This is a genomic window from Vibrio sp. Of14-4, assembly GCF_022347625.1.
In the GTDB taxonomy this organism is placed as follows: Bacteria; Pseudomonadota; Gammaproteobacteria; order Enterobacterales; family Vibrionaceae; genus Vibrio; species Vibrio pristinus.
In genome coordinates this window covers 1-22,381 of record NZ_JAKRGI010000031.1, presented here as the reverse complement: position 1 = coordinate 22,381, position 22,381 = coordinate 1, and the positions used below count along the sequence as shown (strand labels likewise).

General features: G+C 41.3%; 20 protein-coding genes. 11 read left to right on the top strand and 9 right to left on the bottom strand.

The annotated features are described in order from the left end of the window. Positions 1-83: 83 nt before the first annotated feature. From MHN79_RS19735 to MHN79_RS19720, 4 genes are all read right to left on the bottom strand, one after another. A complete protein-coding gene (locus MHN79_RS19735) occupies positions 84-335 on the bottom strand; it encodes a hypothetical protein (RefSeq protein ID WP_239174579.1) in 252 nt (83 codons plus the stop codon). Further along, positions 319-2,040: an SgrR family transcriptional regulator gene (locus MHN79_RS19730; RefSeq protein ID WP_239174577.1), complete on the bottom strand. Its 1,722-nt coding sequence runs from the start codon at positions 2,038-2,040 to the stop codon at positions 319-321. The genes MHN79_RS19735 and MHN79_RS19730 overlap by 17 nt, the downstream gene beginning before the upstream one ends. A gap of 76 nt (positions 2,041-2,116) precedes the next feature. Beyond that, positions 2,117-2,350: a DUF3389 domain-containing protein gene (locus MHN79_RS19725; protein WP_152431921.1), complete on the bottom strand. Its 234-nt coding sequence runs from the start codon at positions 2,348-2,350 to the stop codon at positions 2,117-2,119. Further along, positions 2,351-2,800 carry a hotdog fold thioesterase gene (locus tag MHN79_RS19720; protein ID WP_239174574.1) on the bottom strand — a complete coding sequence of 150 codons (450 nt, stop codon included), beginning with the start codon at positions 2,798-2,800 and terminating at the stop codon, positions 2,351-2,353. It abuts the gene before it with no gap. An 83-nt stretch (positions 2,801-2,883) separates the two neighbouring features. On the opposite strand from MHN79_RS19720, the gene MHN79_RS19715 reads away from it, so the two are divergent. Continuing rightward, on the top strand, positions 2,884-3,672 hold the full coding sequence (locus MHN79_RS19715) for a M48 family metallopeptidase (RefSeq protein WP_239174571.1): 789 nt from the start codon (positions 2,884-2,886) through the stop codon (positions 3,670-3,672). A 79-nt stretch (positions 3,673-3,751) separates the two neighbouring features. Next, on the top strand, positions 3,752-4,309 hold the full coding sequence (locus MHN79_RS19710; RefSeq protein WP_152431924.1) for a PhnA domain-containing protein: 558 nt from the start codon (positions 3,752-3,754) through the stop codon (positions 4,307-4,309). A gap of 77 nt (positions 4,310-4,386) precedes the next feature. On the opposite strand, the gene MHN79_RS19705 is transcribed toward MHN79_RS19710, so the two are convergent. Continuing rightward, a complete protein-coding gene (locus MHN79_RS19705; RefSeq protein WP_239174569.1) occupies positions 4,387-4,617 on the bottom strand; it encodes a hypothetical protein in 231 nt (76 codons plus the stop codon). Between the two features lie 351 nt (positions 4,618-4,968). Beyond that, positions 4,969-6,489 carry a hypothetical protein gene (locus MHN79_RS19700; RefSeq protein ID WP_239174567.1) on the bottom strand — a complete coding sequence of 507 codons (1,521 nt, stop codon included), beginning with the start codon at positions 6,487-6,489 and terminating at the stop codon, positions 4,969-4,971. Positions 6,490-7,059: 570 nt separating this feature from the next. Here MHN79_RS19700 and tssI point away from each other — a divergent pair. The 6 genes from tssI to MHN79_RS19670 all read left to right on the top strand — a co-directional run bounded on the left by tssI (position 7,060) and on the right by MHN79_RS19670 (position 14,151). Continuing rightward, a complete protein-coding gene (gene tssI, locus MHN79_RS19695) occupies positions 7,060-9,375 on the top strand; it encodes a type VI secretion system tip protein TssI/VgrG (RefSeq protein WP_239174565.1) in 2,316 nt (771 codons plus the stop codon). Beyond that, positions 9,375-10,709: a hypothetical protein gene (locus tag MHN79_RS19690; protein ID WP_239174563.1), complete on the top strand. Its 1,335-nt coding sequence runs from the start codon at positions 9,375-9,377 to the stop codon at positions 10,707-10,709. The genes tssI and MHN79_RS19690 overlap by 1 nt, the downstream gene beginning before the upstream one ends. 9 nt (positions 10,710-10,718) lie before the next feature. Further along, positions 10,719-11,564: a hypothetical protein gene (locus tag MHN79_RS19685; protein ID WP_239174561.1), complete on the top strand. Its 846-nt coding sequence runs from the start codon at positions 10,719-10,721 to the stop codon at positions 11,562-11,564. Between the two features lie 519 nt (positions 11,565-12,083). Continuing rightward, complete coding sequence (locus MHN79_RS19680; protein ID WP_239174559.1) at positions 12,084-12,464, top strand: hypothetical protein; 381 nt, start codon at positions 12,084-12,086, stop codon at positions 12,462-12,464. A 285-nt stretch (positions 12,465-12,749) separates the two neighbouring features. Next, complete coding sequence (locus tag MHN79_RS19675) at positions 12,750-13,307, top strand: hypothetical protein (RefSeq protein ID WP_239174557.1); 558 nt, start codon at positions 12,750-12,752, stop codon at positions 13,305-13,307. Beyond that, entirely contained in the window at positions 13,297-14,151 is an 855-nt protein-coding gene (locus MHN79_RS19670) for a hypothetical protein (protein ID WP_239174554.1), read from the top strand. Before MHN79_RS19675 ends, MHN79_RS19670 begins: the two co-directional genes overlap by 11 nt. 174 nt (positions 14,152-14,325) lie before the next feature. Here the strand turns inward: MHN79_RS19670 and MHN79_RS19665 are convergent, their stop codons facing one another. Both MHN79_RS19665 and MHN79_RS19660 read right to left on the bottom strand, forming a co-directional pair. Then, a complete protein-coding gene (locus MHN79_RS19665) occupies positions 14,326-15,387 on the bottom strand; it encodes a hypothetical protein (protein ID WP_239174551.1) in 1,062 nt (353 codons plus the stop codon). 94 nt (positions 15,388-15,481) lie between these two features. After that, positions 15,482-18,031 (bottom strand): hypothetical protein, encoded by a 2,550-nt coding sequence (locus tag MHN79_RS19660; protein ID WP_239174548.1) that lies wholly within the window; start codon positions 18,029-18,031, stop codon positions 15,482-15,484. A gap of 536 nt (positions 18,032-18,567) precedes the next feature. Here MHN79_RS19660 and MHN79_RS19655 point away from each other — a divergent pair. Continuing rightward, positions 18,568-19,620, top strand: a complete 1,053-nt coding sequence (locus MHN79_RS19655; protein WP_239174591.1) for a hypothetical protein — start codon at positions 18,568-18,570, stop codon at positions 19,618-19,620. 190 nt (positions 19,621-19,810) lie between these two features. Here the strand turns inward: MHN79_RS19655 and MHN79_RS19650 are convergent, their stop codons facing one another. Then, positions 19,811-20,791 carry a sugar-binding transcriptional regulator gene (locus MHN79_RS19650; protein WP_152431936.1) on the bottom strand — a complete coding sequence of 327 codons (981 nt, stop codon included), beginning with the start codon at positions 20,789-20,791 and terminating at the stop codon, positions 19,811-19,813. A 445-nt stretch (positions 20,792-21,236) separates the two neighbouring features. On the opposite strand from MHN79_RS19650, the gene tal reads away from it, so the two are divergent. Further along, positions 21,237-22,187: a transaldolase gene (gene tal / locus MHN79_RS19645; RefSeq protein WP_160927847.1), complete on the top strand. Its 951-nt coding sequence runs from the start codon at positions 21,237-21,239 to the stop codon at positions 22,185-22,187. 79 nt (positions 22,188-22,266) lie between these two features. Continuing rightward, positions 22,267-22,381 (top strand): hypothetical protein (locus MHN79_RS19640; protein ID WP_143695507.1); only part of this gene is annotated, 115 nt, incomplete at its 3' end.

Here is a 22,381-nt window from a genome sequence, read left to right as displayed (position 1 = left end):
TTGTGGCTCACGCCGTAAAAAAGCCTAATTAGGCTGATTTTTACCATAATGTGTTAAATGAAATTAGTGGCGTATCCGCCTTTTTATTTAAAAACCACCTTACCACCAATCATTTTGAACGCTGGCGTGCCTCGTATCAAAGTATCGCGCGCAAACTCAATGCCACATTGAGGGCAATGGCAAGGTGTAGAGGTAAAATCCGCCACAATTCGTTCTTTAAAGCATTTCACTAAGGCCCCTTTTCCACCTTTTCGGTACTTAAACAGCTCACATCGACACTTGGCACAATAAATATCGACAGTTTTGCTCGGTTGCTTCTTATTCGGTTTCGCCATTTACTTGCTCTCTTTCTACTAACTGATCAGGTTTGAGCCATACCTGACTAAAATCAAACCAACCCAGCGCATTGCATTTGGCATTTTGCAGAGCGCCGCATTGTTCTCTACCAATGCCTAGCCAGCAGTGAAATATGGGTATGATCTGCATACGATCAACCAAAGATTTACCAATTTCTCTTGCTGGAAAGCGGCTATTTTCTTGCCCTTGCCATGTTTGCACTAACTCGAGCCAATCGTTGAAATCTTCAGGGTTACAAAACTGTTCAATATCACTGTAATTAAGCAGCCAACCTGCCAAACCATCGTCGCGATGAGTAGAAATTCCCATCGGCTTTAACCAAATATCCACTTGTTCGGGGTTGGGTAAAGAAACGTCATATTTCACCAGCTCAACCTCAAGATTATCTTGTTTGAGGAGCGCTTCAACACTTGGGACTAAAACCGGAAATGTCGGATGTTGGCCGTGATAGGCGATCGTCACCTTGCGATAAGAAGGCGGAGAAGTATAGTGCCCTTGAGCGGTGTGATGATACCAGCCCGGCTTTAGGCCATGTGCTGGGAGAACGCCTAACTCAACCACCTTTTCTTGCGGCAACAGATTATAAAGGTTTAAAGACCCTAGCCGCTGGCTAAAGTAGTTTGCCCATTGATCGGATTTAGCCAGACCACTTCGACGATTAAGTAAGAAACAGGTACAACCTGGGTCTAACTCGACATCTGTCGGTTTTTCAGTGGTTTGTTTTATGGTGTTTTCCATACTTGGAAATAAGATCGAGCCATAAATATCATTAATGACGCACACTTCTACTCTGTCAATCAAAGGTCTAAACCCAAAATATCCATCAAAAGCTTGCAAAACAAGGTGTGTCTTGGTGTTGCTGACGATTTTATATGGCCCAGTCCCGACCGGCATTTGATCGTAATCCGCAGACCGGCTGCTTTCAGGAAGCAAAATTTTGGCGTCAGACTCAGACAGCATCAAAGGCAGATGATAATTGGGCTTATCGAGAAAAATATCCACCACATACCGGCTAGGGCTCGTTACATCGCAAATATGCCGATAAAGAGGTTTACCTCTAAGTTCGTGTAGTGAGTCGACGACTATTTCAGTGGTCAGCTGCTCACCATTATGAAAGCGTACGTTGGGCCTTAAATAAAAGCGCCAATGAGTGGGTGAAAGCATGTCCCAGTTGTGGGCCAAATCCGGACTAAGCGATTCATTTTCATCCAAACGGGTCAAACCACTAAAGATTTGCCTTGCGATATGTTGCTCAGAGCGGCGCACTGGTTTGCGCGGGTTAAGCATAGAGAGCGCTCGGTAATACGGAAGACGCAGCACTTGCTCGCCTTCTTGCTGCTGCACACCTAAGTAATTTTCGACTATTTGCGCCAGTTTAGCTGCGTCTTGATCTAAAGCATTGAGCGCTTGGGTGATCTTGCCTTCTTCCAGATATCGTCTGGCGAGGTTTTCACTCACATCGGTTCGGCTACGTTTAAAGTTGAGCTGTGAAAGCTTACCTCGGCCCGGCGAAGGGTGCCATTCAATCCACCCCTGCTCTTCCATTTTGTTTAATACAATCCGAGCATTACGCCTAGTGCAAAACAAAATATCAGTGATCTCGTCTAATTGAATACCACAATTTTGACCATTGTAGTGTTCAAACAAGGTTTCAAATTGAACGCGTAGTCTAGGACTGCTCATAAAGAGGAAATCTCAATCAAAGTGAACTCTGTTAAGTTTCCTTATTTATGAGCAATTAGGCAAGCTTAGGATAAGGTTATTGAAGCTTTAGCCCCATTTGTTCAGCAATCAGACTGAGCTGCGCCTCGTCATCAAGCTTGATCGACCACTTATTTTCCGCGCCGTGAGCGGCTATCACATTGGCACCTCGACCAATCAGTTGCAGCGCATCGGTTTGAGCTTGCAGAGTAATCATATGCTCTGACGCCAGTTTAATGACTAGCTCATGAGGGGTAACAATGATTTTACCCGCCGAGAAATCAATCACCATCTAACTTTCCTTAAACGAATGCTTGGCATTACGCTTCTTTTTTACCGCGATGGTTAAGCGACTGGTGCACACTAACCGTTCTCTGTCATCACGAATATCGATTTGCCACACTTGGGTCGAGATCCCTAAATGCACAGGCTCTGCGCGACCGGTAACTTTGCCCTCTCGCATTGAACGCACATGATTGGCGTTGATGTCTAGCCCAACACAATAAGAGTCTTCGCTGACGCACATATTAGCCGCTATCGAACCTAGCGTTTCGGCAAGCGCCACAGATGCTCCGCCATGTAACATCCCAAAGGGTTGATGGGTAAAATGGCAAACAGGCATGGTCGCTTCGATGAAGTTATCACCAAATTGGGTATAAACTATGCCTAGATGACGCATTAAGGTGTTTTCTGAGGTCGCATTTAAGCCGTCGAGATCAAACGATTGTTTCCAGATTGTCATACAAGTTCTCTCATGATTCATTACACAGCATTTTAGTCAAATGATATGATTAAAGGAATAATAACAATCATACCGAATAACTTATGTATAATTCATTGAAACGCCTCACTTTATTGAGTGCAATCGGCTTGATGGCGTGCAGCTCATCACCAACAGGTCGTCAGCAATTGCTGCTTTTTTCAGACCAAGACATGAGCACACTTGGCGCTCAATCCTTTGAGCAAATGAAGCAAGATCAAAAAATCAGTACCAATCGTAAAACCAATGCCTATGTGCAGTGTGTTGCCAAGGCGGTCACTTCGCACGTACCTGCTCAGGCTGGGTTTAAAGATTGGGAAGTGGTGGTATTTGATAGTGAACAGGTCAACGCTTTCGCCCTGCCCGGCGGCAAGATTGGTGTATACATTGGCCTACTTGATGTGGCGAAAAACCAAGACCAGTTGGCCACCGTCATTGGCCATGAAATTGCTCACGTGTTAGCCGATCACAGTAATGAGCGTCTATCACAATCACAACTTGCCAATGCAGGGTTACAAATTACCAGCGCCGCGCTTGGTTCCTCGCAATACGCCCAATATCAAAGTGCCACTATGGCCGCCTTAGGGCTTGGCATTCAATATGGTGTGCTGCTTCCTTATGGCAGAAGCCAAGAATCTGAAGCTGATTTAGTCGGCCTAGAACTGATGGCAAAAGCAGGTTTTGATCCTACACAAAGTGTTGAGCTGTGGAAAAATATGGCCAAAGCTTCTGGGGGCAGCCAACCGCCCGAGCTGCTATCAACTCACCCATCGCACAGCACGCGCATTCAAGATCTGTCAGCGAAAATAGCGTCTTTACCCAATTACAACATTAAACGGCCTAACTGCTCATAATGAGCATAGGCCTTTATTTTCAAGCCATAACATGGATAATAACGCCCTTCATTAATTACCTATATTATGTGAGCCTATTATGTCTTCAGAAGCGACCATGTTGGAACGCTGCCAATCAAAATGCGAACTGTGCGGCAGTGATACCCCTCTTACCGCTTATCCAGTTCCGCCACACAGCCATGTTACCGTTGATCAAGCGCTAATGGCGTGTGAAAAATGCCTTGGCGAGATAGACAGCCCTGAAGACATTAACCACTGGCGCTGCCTTAATGACAGCATGTGGAGTCAAGTCCCTGCCGTTCAAGTTACCGTTTGGCGACAACTGACTCGCTTAAACAGCGAAAGCTGGGCGCAAGATGCACTAGACATGATGTACATGGAAGAAGAAACCATGAACTGGGCCATGCAAGGCATGTCGGACGATGATAAGCCCCTTGATTGCAACGGCGTCGAACTTAAAAAAGGTGACGACGTAACGGTAATCAAAGATCTCCCTGTTCGTGGGACTAACCAAGTGATTAAACAAGGCACGGTTATTCGCGGCATCAGTATTGGCGACGATCCTAAGCTGGTTTCGGGCAAAGCCAACGGCGGCCAATCTATGTACGTTATCGCAGAGTTCTGCCGTAAGAAGTAGTCACAGGTTACTTTCGTGAGATAAAACAAAGGCGCTCAATAAGCGCCTTTGTTGTTTTAAGCATTCACGCCAAAGTACTAGCCGATTAACCCAAAAGATGCCACCAAACTTTGCAGTGAAGACATAAGCTCTGTATTCAAATTGGTTGAAATAAAACTGACAACCTGCGCTTTATCATCGGCAAATAAAGATAAAGCCTGATCATAACCAGCCCCTGTTCCTTCAACCCCTTCATTAATTATGTTATTAATCCCCCGACAATCTGGGTGATATGGGTACACCTTACAATCAACTTCGCTTGCAATCATAACAAAACCCCTTCAAATCTATTTAAAAACAATACAGTGCTGATATTTCGCCATACTAACTAATTGCTTTTCTATATCAAATAATTCCAAAGTTCTTTGGTCAAAGTTAGATGGCCAGCCCAGAAAAGGGGGGAAATTATCGTGCTAGAGGGGTTGGGGGTTCGTATTGAGGGAATAATGTATTTTGATAAAATTCTCTGGCGATCCAAGGAGTCATGAACGATGGTGATTAGAAACTAACGACAAGCTCTAGAGCGCTATATGATTGTGTTCAAAGACCAATTAACTGAATGCATGTAACCATGACAGTTACACAGAATTATTTACCGGGACTCACTATCAATGATCTATCTATGCAACTGATGCAGTTTTAGTTGATGGTTCTTCCTCTTTCGATTCGCCTTCAGGGTTCGTTGCTACGTCGACTACATTTAACATATCTTTCTCTTTCTGCTCGATTTTATGTCTTTCTTTAGCATTTAAATGTCGTAACAACGGACTTACTAAAGGCACGTTATCTAAACGATTAATCGCATCTGCTAATTTAGAGCTTTTATCAATCGCGTCAATAATAGGATGATCTGAGTTGTTATAATCGGATATTAACTTGCCTGGGTTTTCGCTGTTGACTTGAAGTAAGTTGAATAGCAATTTAGTTCTTAATTCACCACTGGTGTTATCTTCACCAATGGTGTCAATCTGATTTGACAAACCTTCAAACGTTCGACTAGAAACTTCTTTGTGTGTGTACTCTTCAATTAGTCGCTTACTCAGTTTATAGCTCTTGTTTGATGAGTAAGCTACCCAGAGGATAGGAGCGTATACTGGTAACATCATAGAGTAAATCATCGGAGCATCTTGAATAACGGAAGCAAACGGCTCACTCAATAACATTACTCGAAACATACTGAATGCAACAGGTAACAAAGAACACAGTATCAACCAGCGAATAGCTTTATTGAACGAAAGCTCATGTTTATCTAATTGTTCTTTTTCAACTTTGATCTTGTCGATGTATGCACCAGAAAGACCAGCCGTAAGAGCATCGGGAAGAAGCGATTTTATCTTTTCAACTATTGAACTGTACTGTTTCTCACCCTTTGAGATAAATGATTCAACCCCTTCATGATATTGACCTTCAATAGATTTTAGTTTTTCATTATATCTTTGTTCTATACTCGAGACTTCTTCGTTTAACGATGCAACATCACTTTTTATTTTCGAGTAAGCATCTTTTAGTTCGTCTTTTAAACCCGCTTGTTCGACCTCTTCACCATTGTCATCTTCATATATAAAACCAAAGACTTCACCATGAAGTGTATCAAACTCATTTTTCTGTTTAGTTGCATTACTCAGTAAAGATTTCAGCTTACTCGCAACCAGCTCGGTATTGGTTACTTGTTCTGATAACGACTCAACTTTCACCGCCAAGTGATTTTTCTGAGTAACTAGGTGACTAATCTCCTCCAGGGCTTTGTCAATTTTTGCTTTAGATTCTAAGTATTGATCATGGTATTGAGCTATTGATTCTGATTTATCAGAAACGGTAGACCCATACTTTTTAATTGTTGCTAGATTCGAGTTTGATTCATCTTTCAATGAAATGACAGTATCATAAGCGTCTTCAACACTTTGATAAATGGATTCAATCTCACTCAAGCGTTCTTCAGCTTTGTTTTTTACCTCGGTGGCTTTATTCCTAGCTCCGACAACTTTAGAATAGTGCTCTGGTGCTGTCTGTTCTAGCAACTTAAGCTGTTGATTAGTCTTCTCTATCTCTGCTTTTAGCCTATTAACCTCTGTCCAAAGATACTCTTTCTCTTTGTTTAGCTTTTCTGTTAGTCGTTCTTCTGTAGTCAGTAACAAAGCCATAACTCACCTTATGCAATTGAGTTCACTTATGCATATTTTCCATTAGTCTAGGCTTAAAATCAAAAAATATGAGCAAGATTTCACCAAAAACTATAAGAAATAATTTGGTTCACACATCAAAAAATACAAATATTACATATCCAGATAAACATTCTTAACACCATTTCATGAAATTGGAGTTCATAAGCTTGCGAAGTGAGAGCTGGGATAAAAGATTCATTAGATTTAATGAGGAAAACACACCAGCCTTACTTTGTAGATCTTTTGCTTTAGCATTTCCTAGCAAAAACAAATAAAGATATAAAGCCCCCCAACCCACACTGCAAACCCCATCACAAAACCACAATTTTCTGCTGAGGGTGGAAACCGTCACTTTCACTATCCTTGCGGTCTCCTTACATGCCCTTCTAAGCAAATACACTATTGAGTCAGTTACTTTATCAGCCTCTTTTGACGTTCACTCAGTGGTTTAGCACAGTGATGATTTCCATAGAACTTGTTACAGTTCAGCCATTTAATATGCATGTAGATTGATTACCCGCAGTAATTGGGTCATAAGAGTGAAGCGGTATGGCGAATGATATTGAGTTTAGCTTTGAAGTCTCTGGGTTTTTAGGGTCGTTCAAAGTAGAAAGTTTTCGGGTGACGGAAGCCCTGTCTGCCCCGTTTGAAATGAACCTGACCGTCTTATCTGAAAACGATGGCATTAGTTTCGAGGCGCTGAGCAGAAAAACCGGCGTGCTGAGTGTTTATGGTCAAGGTTTAGCGGCGGCTCGCCAGTTTAATGGCAGCGTTTCAGAGCTAAGTTATATGGGCTCTGGTCGGCGCTACTCTCGCTACCAGATCACTTTGGTGCCTCAACTTTGGTTTTTGACCCAGCGCCAAGATTGCCGCATTTTCCAAAACAAAACCGCGCCAGATATTATTCGCCATGTGTTTGATGATGCGGGGATGAGCGATTACCGCTTTGAACTGGCGGGCCAATATCAAGAAAAAGACTATGTGTTGCAATACCGCGAAAATGACCACCATTTTGTTCAGCGTCTTTTAGCCGAGCATGGCATGTGGTTTTACTTTGAGCATAGCGATGCAGCGCATACCATGGTGATTGTTGATAGTAATGATGCCATTCCTGAGCTTGTCAGCACGCCGCTCAACGCTTCTTATCTTGGGCCTATGCTGTATCACTCTCAAGGCGGCGGTGTGTCTGACAAAGAGCACATTTTCGACTTAGAGCAGGTACATCGCGCTCTCACCAGTGATGTCAGCTATAGCGATTACAACTACCTCACCCCGAAAATACCGCAAAACAAAACCGCCCAAGATGGTGTGAATACCGATTTAAAACGCTTCGATTACCCTGGACGCTATACATCCCCTGACTTTGGCGCTCAGCGCAGCAGTGAATGGATGTCAGAATACAGAGTCGATAGCCATCAAATTCATGCCTCAAGTAATATTATGCGTTTGGCTTCGGGATTAAGTTTTGAGATAAGCGAGCATCCGCGTTCCTCAGTCAACCGTGATTACCTAATGCTTTCTGTGATGCACCTTGGTGAAAACCCTCGCGTGCACGAAGAAGAAGGTGCCGATGCCCCAACCCACTACCAAAATCAGTTTGTTTGTCTGCCGCGTGATGTGACTTATCGCGCGCCGAAAATGGCCTCCCCAGTGGTTGATGGTCCGCAAACGGCGGTCGTCGTTGGGCCTGCGGGAGAAGAAATCTACACCGATGAACTTGGGCGAATTAAAGTGCAATTTCATTGGGACCGTTACGGACAAAGTGACGAACACAGCTCATGCTGGCTGCGAGTAAGCCAATCAATGGCCGCGCCGAACTGGGGCGCCGTGTATCTGCCGCGCATCGGCCACGAAGTAGTGGTGACTTTTTTAGAAGGCGATCCTGATAGGCCGCTTGTTACAGGCGCTGTGTATAACGGATTACATACCCCACCTTACGAACTTCCCGAGCATAAAACTCGCACCGTTTTTCGCACCCAAAGCCATAAGGCAGACGGTTACAACGAAATGCACTTTGAAGATGAAAATGATCAAGAAATGGTGCATTTTCACGCGCAAAAAGACATGAAAACCGACGTGCTGAATAATCGCTACCGAGATATAGGGAATGATGAAGAGCTTGAAGTGGGCCGAAACCAAGAAAATAACGTCCATGGCGATCGCAAAGAAACCATTCATGGCCATAAAACCTCAGAAACAAAACAAACCTTTAAAGAACAAGTCGACCAAGACGTAACCGTTACCTACAACGCCAATGAGCAAAAGCAAGTCGCAAAAGATCAACACAGATCGATTGATGAAAACCGCCTAACCAAAATAGGCCAAAACCTGTCGGTGGAAATTGGTGGTAAAGCGAGCCTTGCGGTGCTTGAGGGGTTATCGGCCAACATAGGCGCCGACGACTCATTGCAAGTGGGCGGTAATTTGAATGTCGATGTACAAGGCAACACCTCTTTTCGCGCCGATGGTGAAACCACCATTATTTCTGGAGATGAAATCAAAGTTCAGGTCGGCTACGCGGGATTAATCCTAAAAAGTAGTGGTAATATAAAACTTTATGGCTCTTCAATTACCATTGATGGCGCAGCGCAAACCACGATCAACGGCGGAAATGTGGCAATAAACCCAGACAAAGGAAGTGCTAGGCTCAATGTCGCGCCGCCTTATGAGTCTTTTATGCGTTACAACCAGCGCATTGTGTTGCAAGACCAAACCACAGGTGCGGTTCATGCCAACAAAGCGTACAAAGTCGTGTTTGAAGATGGTAAAGAAATCTACGGTAAGACCAATGCTAAAGGGGAAACATCCTTGATTAATACCAAAGATTTACAATCCTCATTTGATATTTACTGGAGAGAAATTTAATGAGCGACGATTTATGGATTTACGCTGGCAAGGCCCAAACTACCGATGCCAAAGATAAAGAGCCAGTAGTGATGCACGCCCCTGCGGGCAATATGTTTTGGGCCGACGATCAAAGCGGACAAAATCTTGATATTCAATTTGCGGTCAATGGCAAAAAAAGCCCTTCTCTGCCTAAAGAGTTTACGCCAAGAGCTACCTTGATCCCCAATACGGTTGACGAAACCTGCAACTCGTTAGAGCTTTATTTAAACGGCCAACGTCACACCTTAGTAGAGCGGATACCAACAGCTGACATCACAGCCCCCGGCGATTTAAGAGCTGCGATAATGACCTGCCCTATTGATCCTTCGCCAAGAAAATCCTTGATTAGGCCTAGGGACAACGGCAATGAAGTACTTGGTATTCTCAAAGCCAGTGACAGCTTAATGCTTCTTCCAAATCCTATTGGCGAGGTCTATAACATTGATGATATGGACGAATCGGTTATTTCTGCTCTGTTTGATACGCTAGCAGAAAATTCCTTGCTGGAATTCTACGAACATCTGCAAAACAGTAACCGAGACCAAAATGCCATGGCTACAGTCATGGTGCAAGCGACAGAGCATGGACAAGCCTATGCCTATTACAAAGCCAAATACGGAATTAAGGCAGCAAGGGGATACCTAAAAGAATTTATTATTCAAAGTAGGTTCACAGTAAGAAAAATGTCACAGTGGGGTAATAAACTCGGGATTGTGTTTAAAGGCGATCGCACCAGCAGAACTTTTTTAACCGCCATCAATTACAGTATTGAACATGATAAAATGAAAATGCTCAGTACAACCCTTCAAGTGGTTGAAGACTTAGAAACAAAAACAGGCAAAGGTAAACTAAGCACTGCTCTTAAAAGTGCTAATCCATTTAAAGGAGCAAATATTATATCTTTTCTATTTGTTACATCATTTGATGTTTACGAGTTCTTTAAAAAAGATATTGGTGAACAGAATATTGCAGAGCTTCTCGGTGCGATTGGAATAACAACAGCAAAGCTTTTACTAGCTGGGACTGCCGCGATTATGATTCTAGCAATGTTTATAAAAGCGTTTGCTTTAACGCTAGCTGGTACCGCTATATTTGTCAGTATAGCTGGTCTGTCATTTTTGGCTGGTTGGTTTATTGATACTGTTGATACATATTTTGGCATTAAAGATAATGTTAAGTCATTTCTAAAAACTGCATTCCCAAACCTAACAATAGAAGAAATGATTAATGAAGGAATAGACAAAAATAATACTCAGATAGATAGCTATATAGGTACAGGCGCTATGAAAAACTCAGGTTATTTTGGCTTTTAAGGGGAAAATATGGAAATTTATTCAGATGATGATTATAAACCTGAATGTATAAGGTCAAATGTGACAGGTATTTCTGTAATAATGGCGTTAGTTCAAATTACATATGCTTTTTTCGATTCGCAATACTATGCTACTGTTTTCTGCTGGTTAGCATTTTTGAGTGTAGTCTTGTTTCAAGTTTTTCTTTATACTCGTTTTGGGATAGAGTTTCTCAGAAGAAGAGTCTCTTCACAAGTAATTTTAATGAGTTACTTTATCACCGGCCTGACAATGTTCATGCTAAGCTCAGTAATAGTTCATTCAAAAAAAGCATTTGATCCCACCTTTTATATGTTTATATTTTTGATATTATCATTTACTCTGGGATTATTAACTGGATTGTTATTTAGTGACAAAGCCATATTATTTAATAACAGTAAATACGTCAAAATTAGAAATAACGAAATAGAGATAAGAAAGATTGAATTTTTTGGCATTTTAACTTTAAAGAGAATGCCTTTTCTTAGAGCACCATTAATAAAGTTTCGAAATATTATCTCAATTTTAGCTGTGCTTATCGGCACTGGCGGTGCTGGCATTGGAATGGGGATTGCGGAGATGCTTAAGCGGTCAGAGGTACTTGCCCCTGACATGAGTGTACATGCGGTACTATTTTTTAGCGTTGGAGTACCACTTCTGTTTGTGCTTGGAATATTAATATACTCTACAATAACATACCTATACGAATGGCGTAAATTGGTCGCAAGCATAGATAAAGAGTATGGTGAACATAAGATAATCTTTAACTCCAAAAAGAAATCCTATAAGAAGATTAAAGAGATAATGGCAGAGTCAGGCTCTAATCCTAATGGATAGAGCTAAATGATAAAAGCGCTAGCATACCAGAGACCTTATGTTCTGGTATGCTAGTGAGCTAGGGGTATTAATTTGATATATGAAACAATAAATGACAGAATAAAGACGCTTAAAAGTTGTTATTTTGGTTTCTTTGCTATTTTTGGCTCAATACAATGTTTACTCTTTTTTGACGGTGCGAGCATATATTCAAAACTACCTATTATTGCCTATTTCACATTTTTTATTATTTCTGGATTATTTATCCTAAAAGTTAGCTTTTATAATACAATACGTCATTTCATGGAGTTTTCAATTGTTATCATTATATTTTTCATATACTCCTTATTGAACTTATTTATCTCTCCAATAACAATACAATCTAGATATATTTATGATATTTATAGCTTACTCTCTATTATGATACTTATTTCTCTATTAATTGGTGTAACACTCAGTAGATATCTCTCGATAAGAAAAGATTTCAAAGACATATCATATAAAATACAGATCAGAGACTCAGAGATAGAATTAAAGTCGATGAACTTTTGGTCAGAGTTAAGCCTCAAAAAAGCATTGTGGCTAGAAAAGCCTATTAAATCTCTAAAATACGGAATATCTTACTTTATTATTCTTGTAGGTGGTTCAGCTTCAGGCCTTTCTTTAGCTATTGTTGAAGCCCTCAAACGCACTGAACTACTTAGCTCCACCATCAACACTCACGCCTTCCTCTTTTTTATTTTTGGAGTTCCTGTTGCGCTTGCGAGTGGTATCTTGTTGTATCCTCTACTTTCACACTTATACCGTTGGCGTAAACTAGTCACAGAGATTAAGCAAGAATATGGCAGTTACACCGTGCTACTGAACTTAGACAACAAGCCTTATTCTGAGTTAAAAGCAGATCTTGCCAAAAGCCTCTGACTAGTTTTACTGGAGAGTTATGGAAGTTACTTCATTAAAAGATAAAATATCTAACTTAAGAAAATGTTTATTGATTCTATTTTCTTTTTTTTCTTGCGTATGTCTAATGCAGTTTATGGTTTTGGATGAAATTAATATATTAGCTATATCTCCAATAATAATATACTTTATTATATCCTTATCATTAATAGCTCCTATCTGTTTTTGCAGTAAAGAACATATATTAAAGTATTTGCCAGATTATCTAATGCTTATTATTTTATATATGTTTTCTATAATTTCATATTGTCTTCTGTTTTTATTAGCATAGAGAAACCATATGATGCTAACTTTATGCTATCTTTTCTGATGTTGTTTTTTTTATTTTTTGGTTTCTTAGCTGGGAATTTTTTCACTAAAAAGCGAGATAATACCTCATTTGAAAAAGAAACCATTATAAGAGGAAATGAAATAGAGCTAAGAAAATTTAACCCTTGGGCTGACCTTAGTCTTGATAAAGCGCCTTGGTTAAGAAAACCACTTAAAGGTCTTCATTATGCTGTTGCTGTTTTTATCCTACTTATTGGTGGTTCTGCCGCAGGCCTTTCTATCGCTATTGCAGAGGGTTTAAGACGTTCAGGTATTTTGGGTGATGAAGTAAACACGTATGCTTTCTTGTTTTTTGTTATGGGTGTACCAATTGGAATCGCAATTGGCGTTATTATCGCACCATTAATTTCATACTTATACCATTGGCGAAAACTACTCAAGACGGTTAAAAAAGAACATGGTAGTTACACTGTTTTGTTGAACTTAGAAAAGAAACCCTATTCTGAGCTAAAGCAAGAGTTGAGTGAAGGTTAAAGTGGAAATTTATTCAGATGATGATTATAATCCTAAATCTAAAAGGTCGTGTATTACCATTATTTCTGTAATAATGGTATTATTTCAATTCCCGTTTGTTTTTTTAGAGTCTTCTTTTTACTCATTATTTTTCTGCTGGCTATCATTACTACTACTGCTTTTTTTTCAAACTTTTATTTATACTCGTTTCGGTATGGATTTTTTAAAGAACAGAGTTCTTTCACAGTCAGTAGTGTTATCCTATGTTATGATTATCTTGACAATGATCATATTAAATATGGTGTTATTGGAATCCAAAATATTTTTTGACCCAAGCTTTTACATGTTTATTTTTTTGATAATATCATTATGTTGCGGGGTATTAACTGGATTATTTTTTAGTGATAAAGGAAATCTATTTAGTAAAGATAATGTTAAAATAAGAAAAAATGAAATTGAGTTAAGAAAGCTTGAATTTTTTGAAATTTTAACTTTAAAAAGAATGCCTTTTCTTAGAGCACCATTAAGAAGGCTTCGAAATATTACCACTATTCTAGCTGCGTTTATCGGCACTGGCGGTGCAGGCATTGGAATGGGGATTGCGGAGATACTTAAGCGGTCAGATGTACTTACCCCTGATATAAATGTTCATGCATTTCTATTTTTCAGTCTTGGTATGCCCGTTTTATTTACGTTTGGCATATTGATGTACTCTACAATGACATACCTATCCGAGTGGCGTAAGTTGGTAGCGAGCATAGATAAAGAGTATGGTGAGCATAAGATAATCTTTAACTCCAAAAAGAAGTCGTATAAGAAGATCAAAGAGATAATGGCAGAGTCAGGCTCTAATGCTAATGGATAAACATAGACTTTTTGTCATGACCACTAACATTAGCCTAAAAACACTCGCTTGAATCAGTTATAAGTGACGGCGTAACTACGAATTTAGTTACGCCGTCACATGAGTGCTATTTCATCTGTCTATCAAGCGGGCCTGTGGAAGAACCCTCGAAAATGACGAATAAAAGAAAATGAATTAATCAATCTTCGTGAAAAAATCAACTGGTGTGATTAAGTTATAGTGGTTACCCGTTGGAACTGAATATGCTTTAGAGCCATCAGAAATTAATGGTAATTTAAAAACGTTTTTTAAATTTTCACCAATACTGTCAGCCAAAGTTGATAAGAACTCTTCTTCTTTATCAGTTAATGTCGGAAATTCACCTAAAGCAGACTCTATACCTCGCGGGGAATAGAGATTGAAATCTCCAGACTTGATGGTCTTATCATAAACACAATCCTCAAACCCTTCTTCATCAAAAAAATCTTTAAATCGGTCAGGGATTAAGTCTGCTACTTTTAAGAAAGTTACAGAATCATATATAGCCTGTTTTACTGATACTGGTTTCTTTTCTATTTCATCACGAATATCGTCTTTCGATGCAGATAACCACCTATCATCCTTGTCCCTCAAAGTAAATGCGGCTCTAAATTGGCAAGCACCGTCATCAGGTAACTTATGCTCCTTTACCCAATAATCTTTATCTTTGATGGTTGAAGGCTTTGGGGTTTCAAATTGACCATCTGCCAGCTTTGTCTCGTGCCACCACTGTGGTTTAACATCTTTTTCATCGAAGCTTACGATTTTTGATTTGACTTGCAGTGGAATTGGTTCTCGATACGGACCATCTCCTTCGATTTTAGAGCCAGCGACAAGCAATAATTTGGGGTTATCTTCTAATATGTTATTAGTAATGATGCCATCAGAAAAACTGGTAATCAGGCTTTGGCAGCCAGAGCGCGCAGAACATGCTGCGTCATATGATGCTCCATCTTCCTTAGCGATTAGTTTACATAAAAGATGTTGGGCATATGAAGAAACTTCTCCAGCGCTTACTGATAAGTTTTGAAGTAATTCTATACTATCTTGATCATTGCTTTTAGCCAGCGTAAATAGCGCATCCAAATCGTTTTTTTGACTTTCATTTAATGGCACTTTTTGGGTAGCTGAAGCAATTAAATTATTGATAGCTATATTGTGCTCACCTTCGCTATAAATCGAGCTATTGGATGGCATATTAGTAATCGAAGACACCATGGTTTTTCCCTATGTCGCTTTGTCTAGATTATAATCTTATCATTAGAATAAAATACAGTTAAGTCATTGCTAAACTTGATAACTAGCAAGTAAATCAGGAGCCTATAAGCTGGCTTAATGCCTTAACATCGCGACTAAAGTGAATACTTTGAGCTGGGTAAACGGCATTGTCTCTCACACCACCCCTCACTATATCAAACTGCACTCGATCTCCATTGTCTCTTGGTGGAAGGATTCTCACTCCACTCTCGTGAACTGTCATTTGGCCAGGAAAGCTCCCTGATTTGAGAACTTGACTTGAACCTGGTTTTGCCACACCTCGCGTTTCTTCCATAAAAAGATGGTTGGTATTACTTAGTTGAGCAAAACTTCCATGAGGGAGTCTGCCTTCGACCAGTAACTTTCCTGAAGCGTCATACCCTCTAGCCTCAGAGAAACGAACCGTATCTCGCAGCTGTGGGACGATATTGGCAACACCATTGGAAGATACTCTCGCTAATTGCTGAGCCGTCAAACGCTGCGATAGCGTGCTGCCCACTTCAGTACCAATTGCTCTGGTTGCACCTTGAGCAATCGATCGAGTTTGATTGAAGCTAAGACGATTGCTAGGCAAGCCTCTTTCAACACTGCTTCTGTGGTTTACACTCTGTGCATTGGCATTCGTATTTTGCTGCAAAGCCTTTTTCTGGGCTTGCCTAAATTCATATTGCTGAACCATTTCGCGCGAACGCTGTGCTTGCACCGCTTCAATCTCACGAAGGCGAGTTTGCGTGGCGATTGCTTGGCGCTGCTCTTGTTCGGCAATTCTTATTGAGGCTTGACGCTCTGCCTCTGCATATTGCGCTTTTCGCCTCATTGAATATTCAATCTCCTGCTGCTTGACATGTGCATCTAGAGCAGCTTTTTGCTCTTGCTCTTTAACATGGCTTTTCACTACCTTGCGTAAAGCGTCGGTTTGCGCATCCGCCGATAACTCACTTATGCCGTTTACCACACGTTCAGCCTTAGATTGAGACAGGCCGTGACTTTTCAGTGCTTCAATTTGGACCTGTTTCGTATTCTCTTTTTTTGCTTTTTCTTCACGCCACGCCTTCAACCTTTTATCTTCTTTTTCTATCATGCCGTCTACCTTGCTTTTAGTAAGGGCATAAGGTGTGGGAGACGAGACTGGCTTTGTCGTCTTTGGAGGCTTTCTTGCTAAATCACCCGCAATTTTTTTCTTCAAATCTGCGCCTTCACCAAGCAAGCGACTCATCAATGATGGGCTGCCGATAGACTGCAAAAGCTGCTTTTTATCATGAGTTGGTACTAAGAGTAATATTGAGTTAGACACACGGCTTGGAGAGTGTCGGTAGATTGTTGCTAGTGCACCGTGTTTGGCTTTTCCGCTGCTGCCAAGAAGGTTTAATTTAGGATTTCCACTAGAGCCCAGCTGCACGATATCCTGAATAAAAGCGGACATGATACTTTTACTGCTTTCGCCATAATCGGAATACATTCTGTCTACTAGAACCTCAAAGCGAGAGTTATTCCCTCTAGGGCCATTTAATAGTGAAATAACCTCGCTTCTATGACCCTTATCCAGAGCTTGGCACAGAAGACTCAACCCACTGTTTCTTATTTCCTTTGCCGCAGGTGTTTCTTTACTATGGTAATACTCATCTTTGTCAGGTAAAAATAAGGCATAGCGCGCAGTGTCTATCATAGCGCGGCTTTCTTCAGGTGAGAGTGGGCTCTCTGAAACAAGCTTTTCCTCAAAATACTGTAAGTTGTGCAATGTATTTGGTATCGATTCACCTTTAAGCGCTTCTAAATTATGGAAAAGCGCCTCGGTTTGTTTTTTCTCACTACTGGCTTGGTTTTCTGCTAATTGAGCGCCCAGCGTCACGTTAGACCCGCTTGCGCTAGATGTTGAAGCTTGCACTCTAGGTGGATTAGTTTCGCGAGACGGGAAGCCGTTGTTGGTATATTCTCCTATGATATGAACGCTGCTATTCTTGTGGCCTTTAATTTTTGACTCAATATAGTCAGAAAGAGGCAAGCCTGTATCACTCTGTGGGTCAATAATAAATGACTTGCCATTTTCATCTTGCCAAGCAACAACAGAATGTCCACCTTGCTGACCATCAGCTGTTGTCCAAGCATGGTTAACCATCAAACCTTTACCAGGCTCTAATCTTGATTCTAGGGCACGCTCTAAATCGTTGACGCTTTGAATATCTTCTCTTGCTGTATCTATACCTTGAGATAGAAACAAATTTTGGATGTCATCTATATTGCCTCTATCTTGTTGCATGGTCTCAGAATTAGAAACCAGTTCATGTGTATTTTGTCCTACCAGCATTGCTGTTGAAGCATAGTAACAGTTTTGATCGAGCCCGCTAACATTGGTACTAGGTGCTGGTTTGCATGGGATGGCTTTAGCGGTTTTTAAACTAAGCCGTGAGACGCCATCGATTAGACCTTTTAGATCAGAAGCCTCAGTTTTAGCTTGCTTTTCGGGCACTTGCCTATCGCCTTCCATAGGCCGCTTTCTACTATTCGTAACTTTGGCCACTTGCAATACTTGTATACCATCATCTGATGTATCCATGCTGCTTTCATCAACTTGCATTGGTACAGGACTATTAGGTTCGCTTCTCATCTATTTCTCCATGAATATCAAATTGAGGCGAGTCGGCTAAATTTCTTATATGACTAACGGGAATTTTTGAAGCTGTAACGGCAAAGGGATTAACCTTAATCATCTTCATTACTAGTTAAATGATTTGATTAACAATATAGAATTGACCTTAGCATCAGGTCTCTATAATTCGTCGTGTAAATTTCTGAGTTTATATGTAAAAAATCTCTTTTATCAGTAAGAGTTTGTATCATAAAGAAAATGTATTCCCTGTGCACGCGCTTACGAACAGCAGTAAGCTACTTTCGTAAAGTAAGCTTACCGATTGGTATTCATCTCAGAACTGGGGACTTCAGAGAATCACATATCGCGCGAGGAGGACTTCTGCTGGTCAGAAATAAGTTCTCAGAACCTTGCATATTTTGCCCCAAACAACGCCAACATTTTACGCAAACTTTCATAATCAAACATATGACACGATTAATGTTAATTGGCTCAATATAGTCCACTTCATCTTTAAAGAAAGTAACCGGCTGGCAATAATAGAGGACTATACATTGAGAGTTTTTAATGCACCGCTGAACCAACCCGAAACGACGGGGAAACAAAACCATGATAGTGGTTTAATGCCGATAGCTAGAATTTATAATGTCGATACAAATTTGTATTTGTTGCATAAAACTTTGCTGAACGAAAAGCCAGATACCGATACTATAAAGGCATTATATAGAGCGAACCTCTCGATGGCTGAAACGAGGGAGGTGTTGAAGAACGGCCGAAGTAATATACCCAACTCATACAGCGATGAGGCAAAAGCAGTTGATCCTTTTAAACCTCATATTGATACCATACGTCAGAGAGGCTATGTAGCGGAGTATGTCTGCAAGAATAAAATAAGTGATCGCTGTATGATAAATGCAACGGAAGCAGCTGTAGCTATGGTAGCAAAAACCGGAAACTGTTCTGAATTCTCAGCAGTGCTACAGGCACAACACGCAAAAAAACTAAAGATGAATGAACAATTATATCGAGCAAATGGCCGAGGTTTCGACCATGAATGGGTGGAGTTACAAACATCTAAAGAGTCGATCGAAGATAAGTATAAAATAAGCATTGTAATGGATTCATGGGCATATGGCCCAGCCATATTACATGAAGATTCTCATATCGCGGATAGTGTGAAACATAGGTTTAGATCTGATGTTATTCGATCTCCGAAAGAGGGGCAGGACCACAACGAAAAAGTAATGGCTAAGAAGCAAAGTATAGAGAATGGTGCGACGTTGGCTTTTGGTTTAACTCTAGAAGAACTTTTGGTAACACCTACGTCCAATGGAAAACGTGGGCTTCGTGTTAGACAAAAAATGGGCACTATCTCAGAAAGCTTTCTCAATAGAGTTCAGCACGCTCCGACTAAATCTGAAAAAGTCTTACGTAGATTAAATGTGACAGATGAAAACGATACTTCAAAAGCTGAGAGAGCAGCGCTAATGAGCGAGATTCGTAAGGCGGGTATATTAAGAGATACTATCGACTTATCGGTCAGAAAATCGACTAATAAAGATACCCTTGAAGATATGTTCTGCACCTCCAAGCGCCCATCAAAATGAATGGCCAGTTGAGACAATGTCATATTCCAGTTCTGGATTGGCATTGTCCACTTCTTAGAAGCATTCAATATCCCAGCGTACAGCAGTTTAAGCGGTAACCTGAGAGGCTTCTGTATCGTCCACCAGTTCACCGACATCTTGGTATGTAATTGTAATCCCAGTTGTATTTGGTTACACCGTCACATGAGTGCTATTTCATCTGTTCATCAAGGTTTAATACAGTTAAGGCGTTGCTAACACTGGTGGCGATCACATCAATCACGCCTGTTCTTAGTGCGCCCAGCATGGCGAGGGGTTTGCTGTTTTCAGCGGCAATGGCGATGACTTGTGAGATCGGGCGAAATTCTTCAATACCCAACCCTATTACCCTATCACTCATAACGGTTTTGGCGGACTTGCCATGAATATCAAAAAAGTCATATCCAGCAAAGTCGCCCACTACGCCTTGATTCATTCGCGACTGCACTACTTCATCGGCAGTAAACCAACCCAGATCGACCATATAGCTGTTTTCACTCATATCCCCTATGCCCACCAATGCGACATCAGCTTTACGTGCTAAGTCTAAGGTTTGTTTGACGGTCGCGTTTTGCATAAAGGCGCGCTTTTGCTCAGGGTTTTCTGCGTAGGCTGGCGCATAAAGAGTTTCTGAGGTGCCGCCATAGGTTTTGGCAAACTGACGACAAATGTGATCGGCGTTGAACATGCCACCTCTGGGGTGAATGCCGCCAATGCCACAGACGAATTTCACGTCTCTTTGCGGGATCACACCAACATGGTGCGCGACAGCCGAGACATTTCTGCCCTGTCCCACAGTAACGACAGAGCCATTTTGAATTGAGCTGGCCATAAATTTGGATACCAAGCCTGCCACTTGCAGGCGTTGCTGTTCTTCACTTGGCTGATCAAGTGCGACTAAAGCGCGCTTAACACCAAAACGCTCAACCAACCTTTGCTCTATCTTGGCGCTGAATACAGGGTGGTACTTAACCGTGATTTCAACAATGCCCTCGTCTCGCGCTTGCTTGAGCATACGACCTACTTTTGCTCTCGATACGGCAAATTTTTTTGAGATTTCTTCCTGCGTCGCACCATCTTGGTAATAAGCAACGGAAACTTCCGTTAACAGATCAGCGCTATCGTCAGACATATCATTGGGCGACTTACTCATTGTAATCAAGCTCCTAAACAAGGACTAAACATGTGCTCAGAGACGTAGCATATGTCAGGCTAACAAAATAATGCAACATTTGCTCATCTGTATTACAAATTCTCAGCCAAAAATCAGCCTGTCTAAAACACCGTTGAACGCCCGCCAGAAGATAGCAAACGTTTGATTTACACGCTTAGTTTCATGCCGAAAAAAAAACCCGCACAAACCTGCTGTAAAAGGGTAATTATCGATTGACATTCTGCGTCGAAGAGATAAATATGAACCCATCATTTACTCAATGAAAGAGCAAATGTTCATTACAGATGCTCTATCGCCACATAATTGAGAATCGTTAGCGGAGTTGGCACAATTTCCATTGGCTAAAACGCTGGCTAACGAGTTTGACATTGTACTAATCACACTATGGTTTTAGTGTGAAAGCCCATGATATAGGATGACCGAAATGAGCAACAAATTAGAGCAACTTCGTAAACTAACGACTGTCGTCGCAGACACTGGTGAGATAGACGCTATCAAGAAATACCAACCAGAAGATGCCACTACCAACCCTTCTCTGATTCTTAAAGCCGCTCAAATCGAAGAATACGCCCCTCTTATCAATGCTTCCATTGACTACGCAAAAACTCAAAGCAGCGACAAAGCACAGCAAATCCAAGATACCTGTGACATGCTGGCGGTAAACATTGGTAAAGAAATTCTAAAAACCATTCCAGGCCGCATTTCTACAGAAGTTGATGCTCGTCTTTCTTACGATACTGAAGGCAGTGTTGCAAAAGCTCGCCAGCTAGTAAAAATGTACAACGACGCAGGCATTACTAATGATCGCATCCTAATCAAGCTAGCTTCAACTTGGGAAGGTATCCGCGCGGCTGAGATTTTGGAAAAAGAAGGCATCAACTGTAACCTCACGCTTCTATTCTCGTTTGCTCAAGCTCGCGCTTGTGCAGAAGCTGGTGTGTTCCTTATCTCCCCGTTTGTAGGCCGAATCATGGATTGGTACAAAGCGAAAGAAGGCCGTGATTTCTCTCCAGAAGAAGATCCAGGCGTACTATCGGTCAGCAAAATCTACAACTACTACAAAGACTACGGCTACAACACAGTTGTGATGGGTGCAAGCTTCCGTAATATCGGCGAAATCCTTGAACTTGCCGGTTGTGACCGTCTTACTATCGCTCCGGCTCTACTAGCAGAGCTAGAAGCGGCTGAAGGCCACGTTGCTGAAAAATTGGTTGATTCTAAAGGTACGCAAGCGCGTCCAGCGGCAATGACTCACGCAGAGTTCCTATGGGAGCACAACCAAGATCCAATGGCGGTAGAGAAGTTGGCAGAAGGTATCCGCAACTTCGCGGTTGACCAAGGCAAACTAGAAGCCATGATCGAAGCTAAGCTTTAATTTAAATTATCAGCAGGGAAGACACTGTCTTCCCTGTTACTTTTCCTTTTTAAGAAAAACATAATATTCGGTATTAATTATGGATCGCAAACACCTAGCTAACGCTATTCGTGCCCTTAGCATGGACGGCGTACAACAAGCCAATTCTGGTCACCCAGGCGCCCCAATGGGCATGGCGGATATCGCTGAAGTTC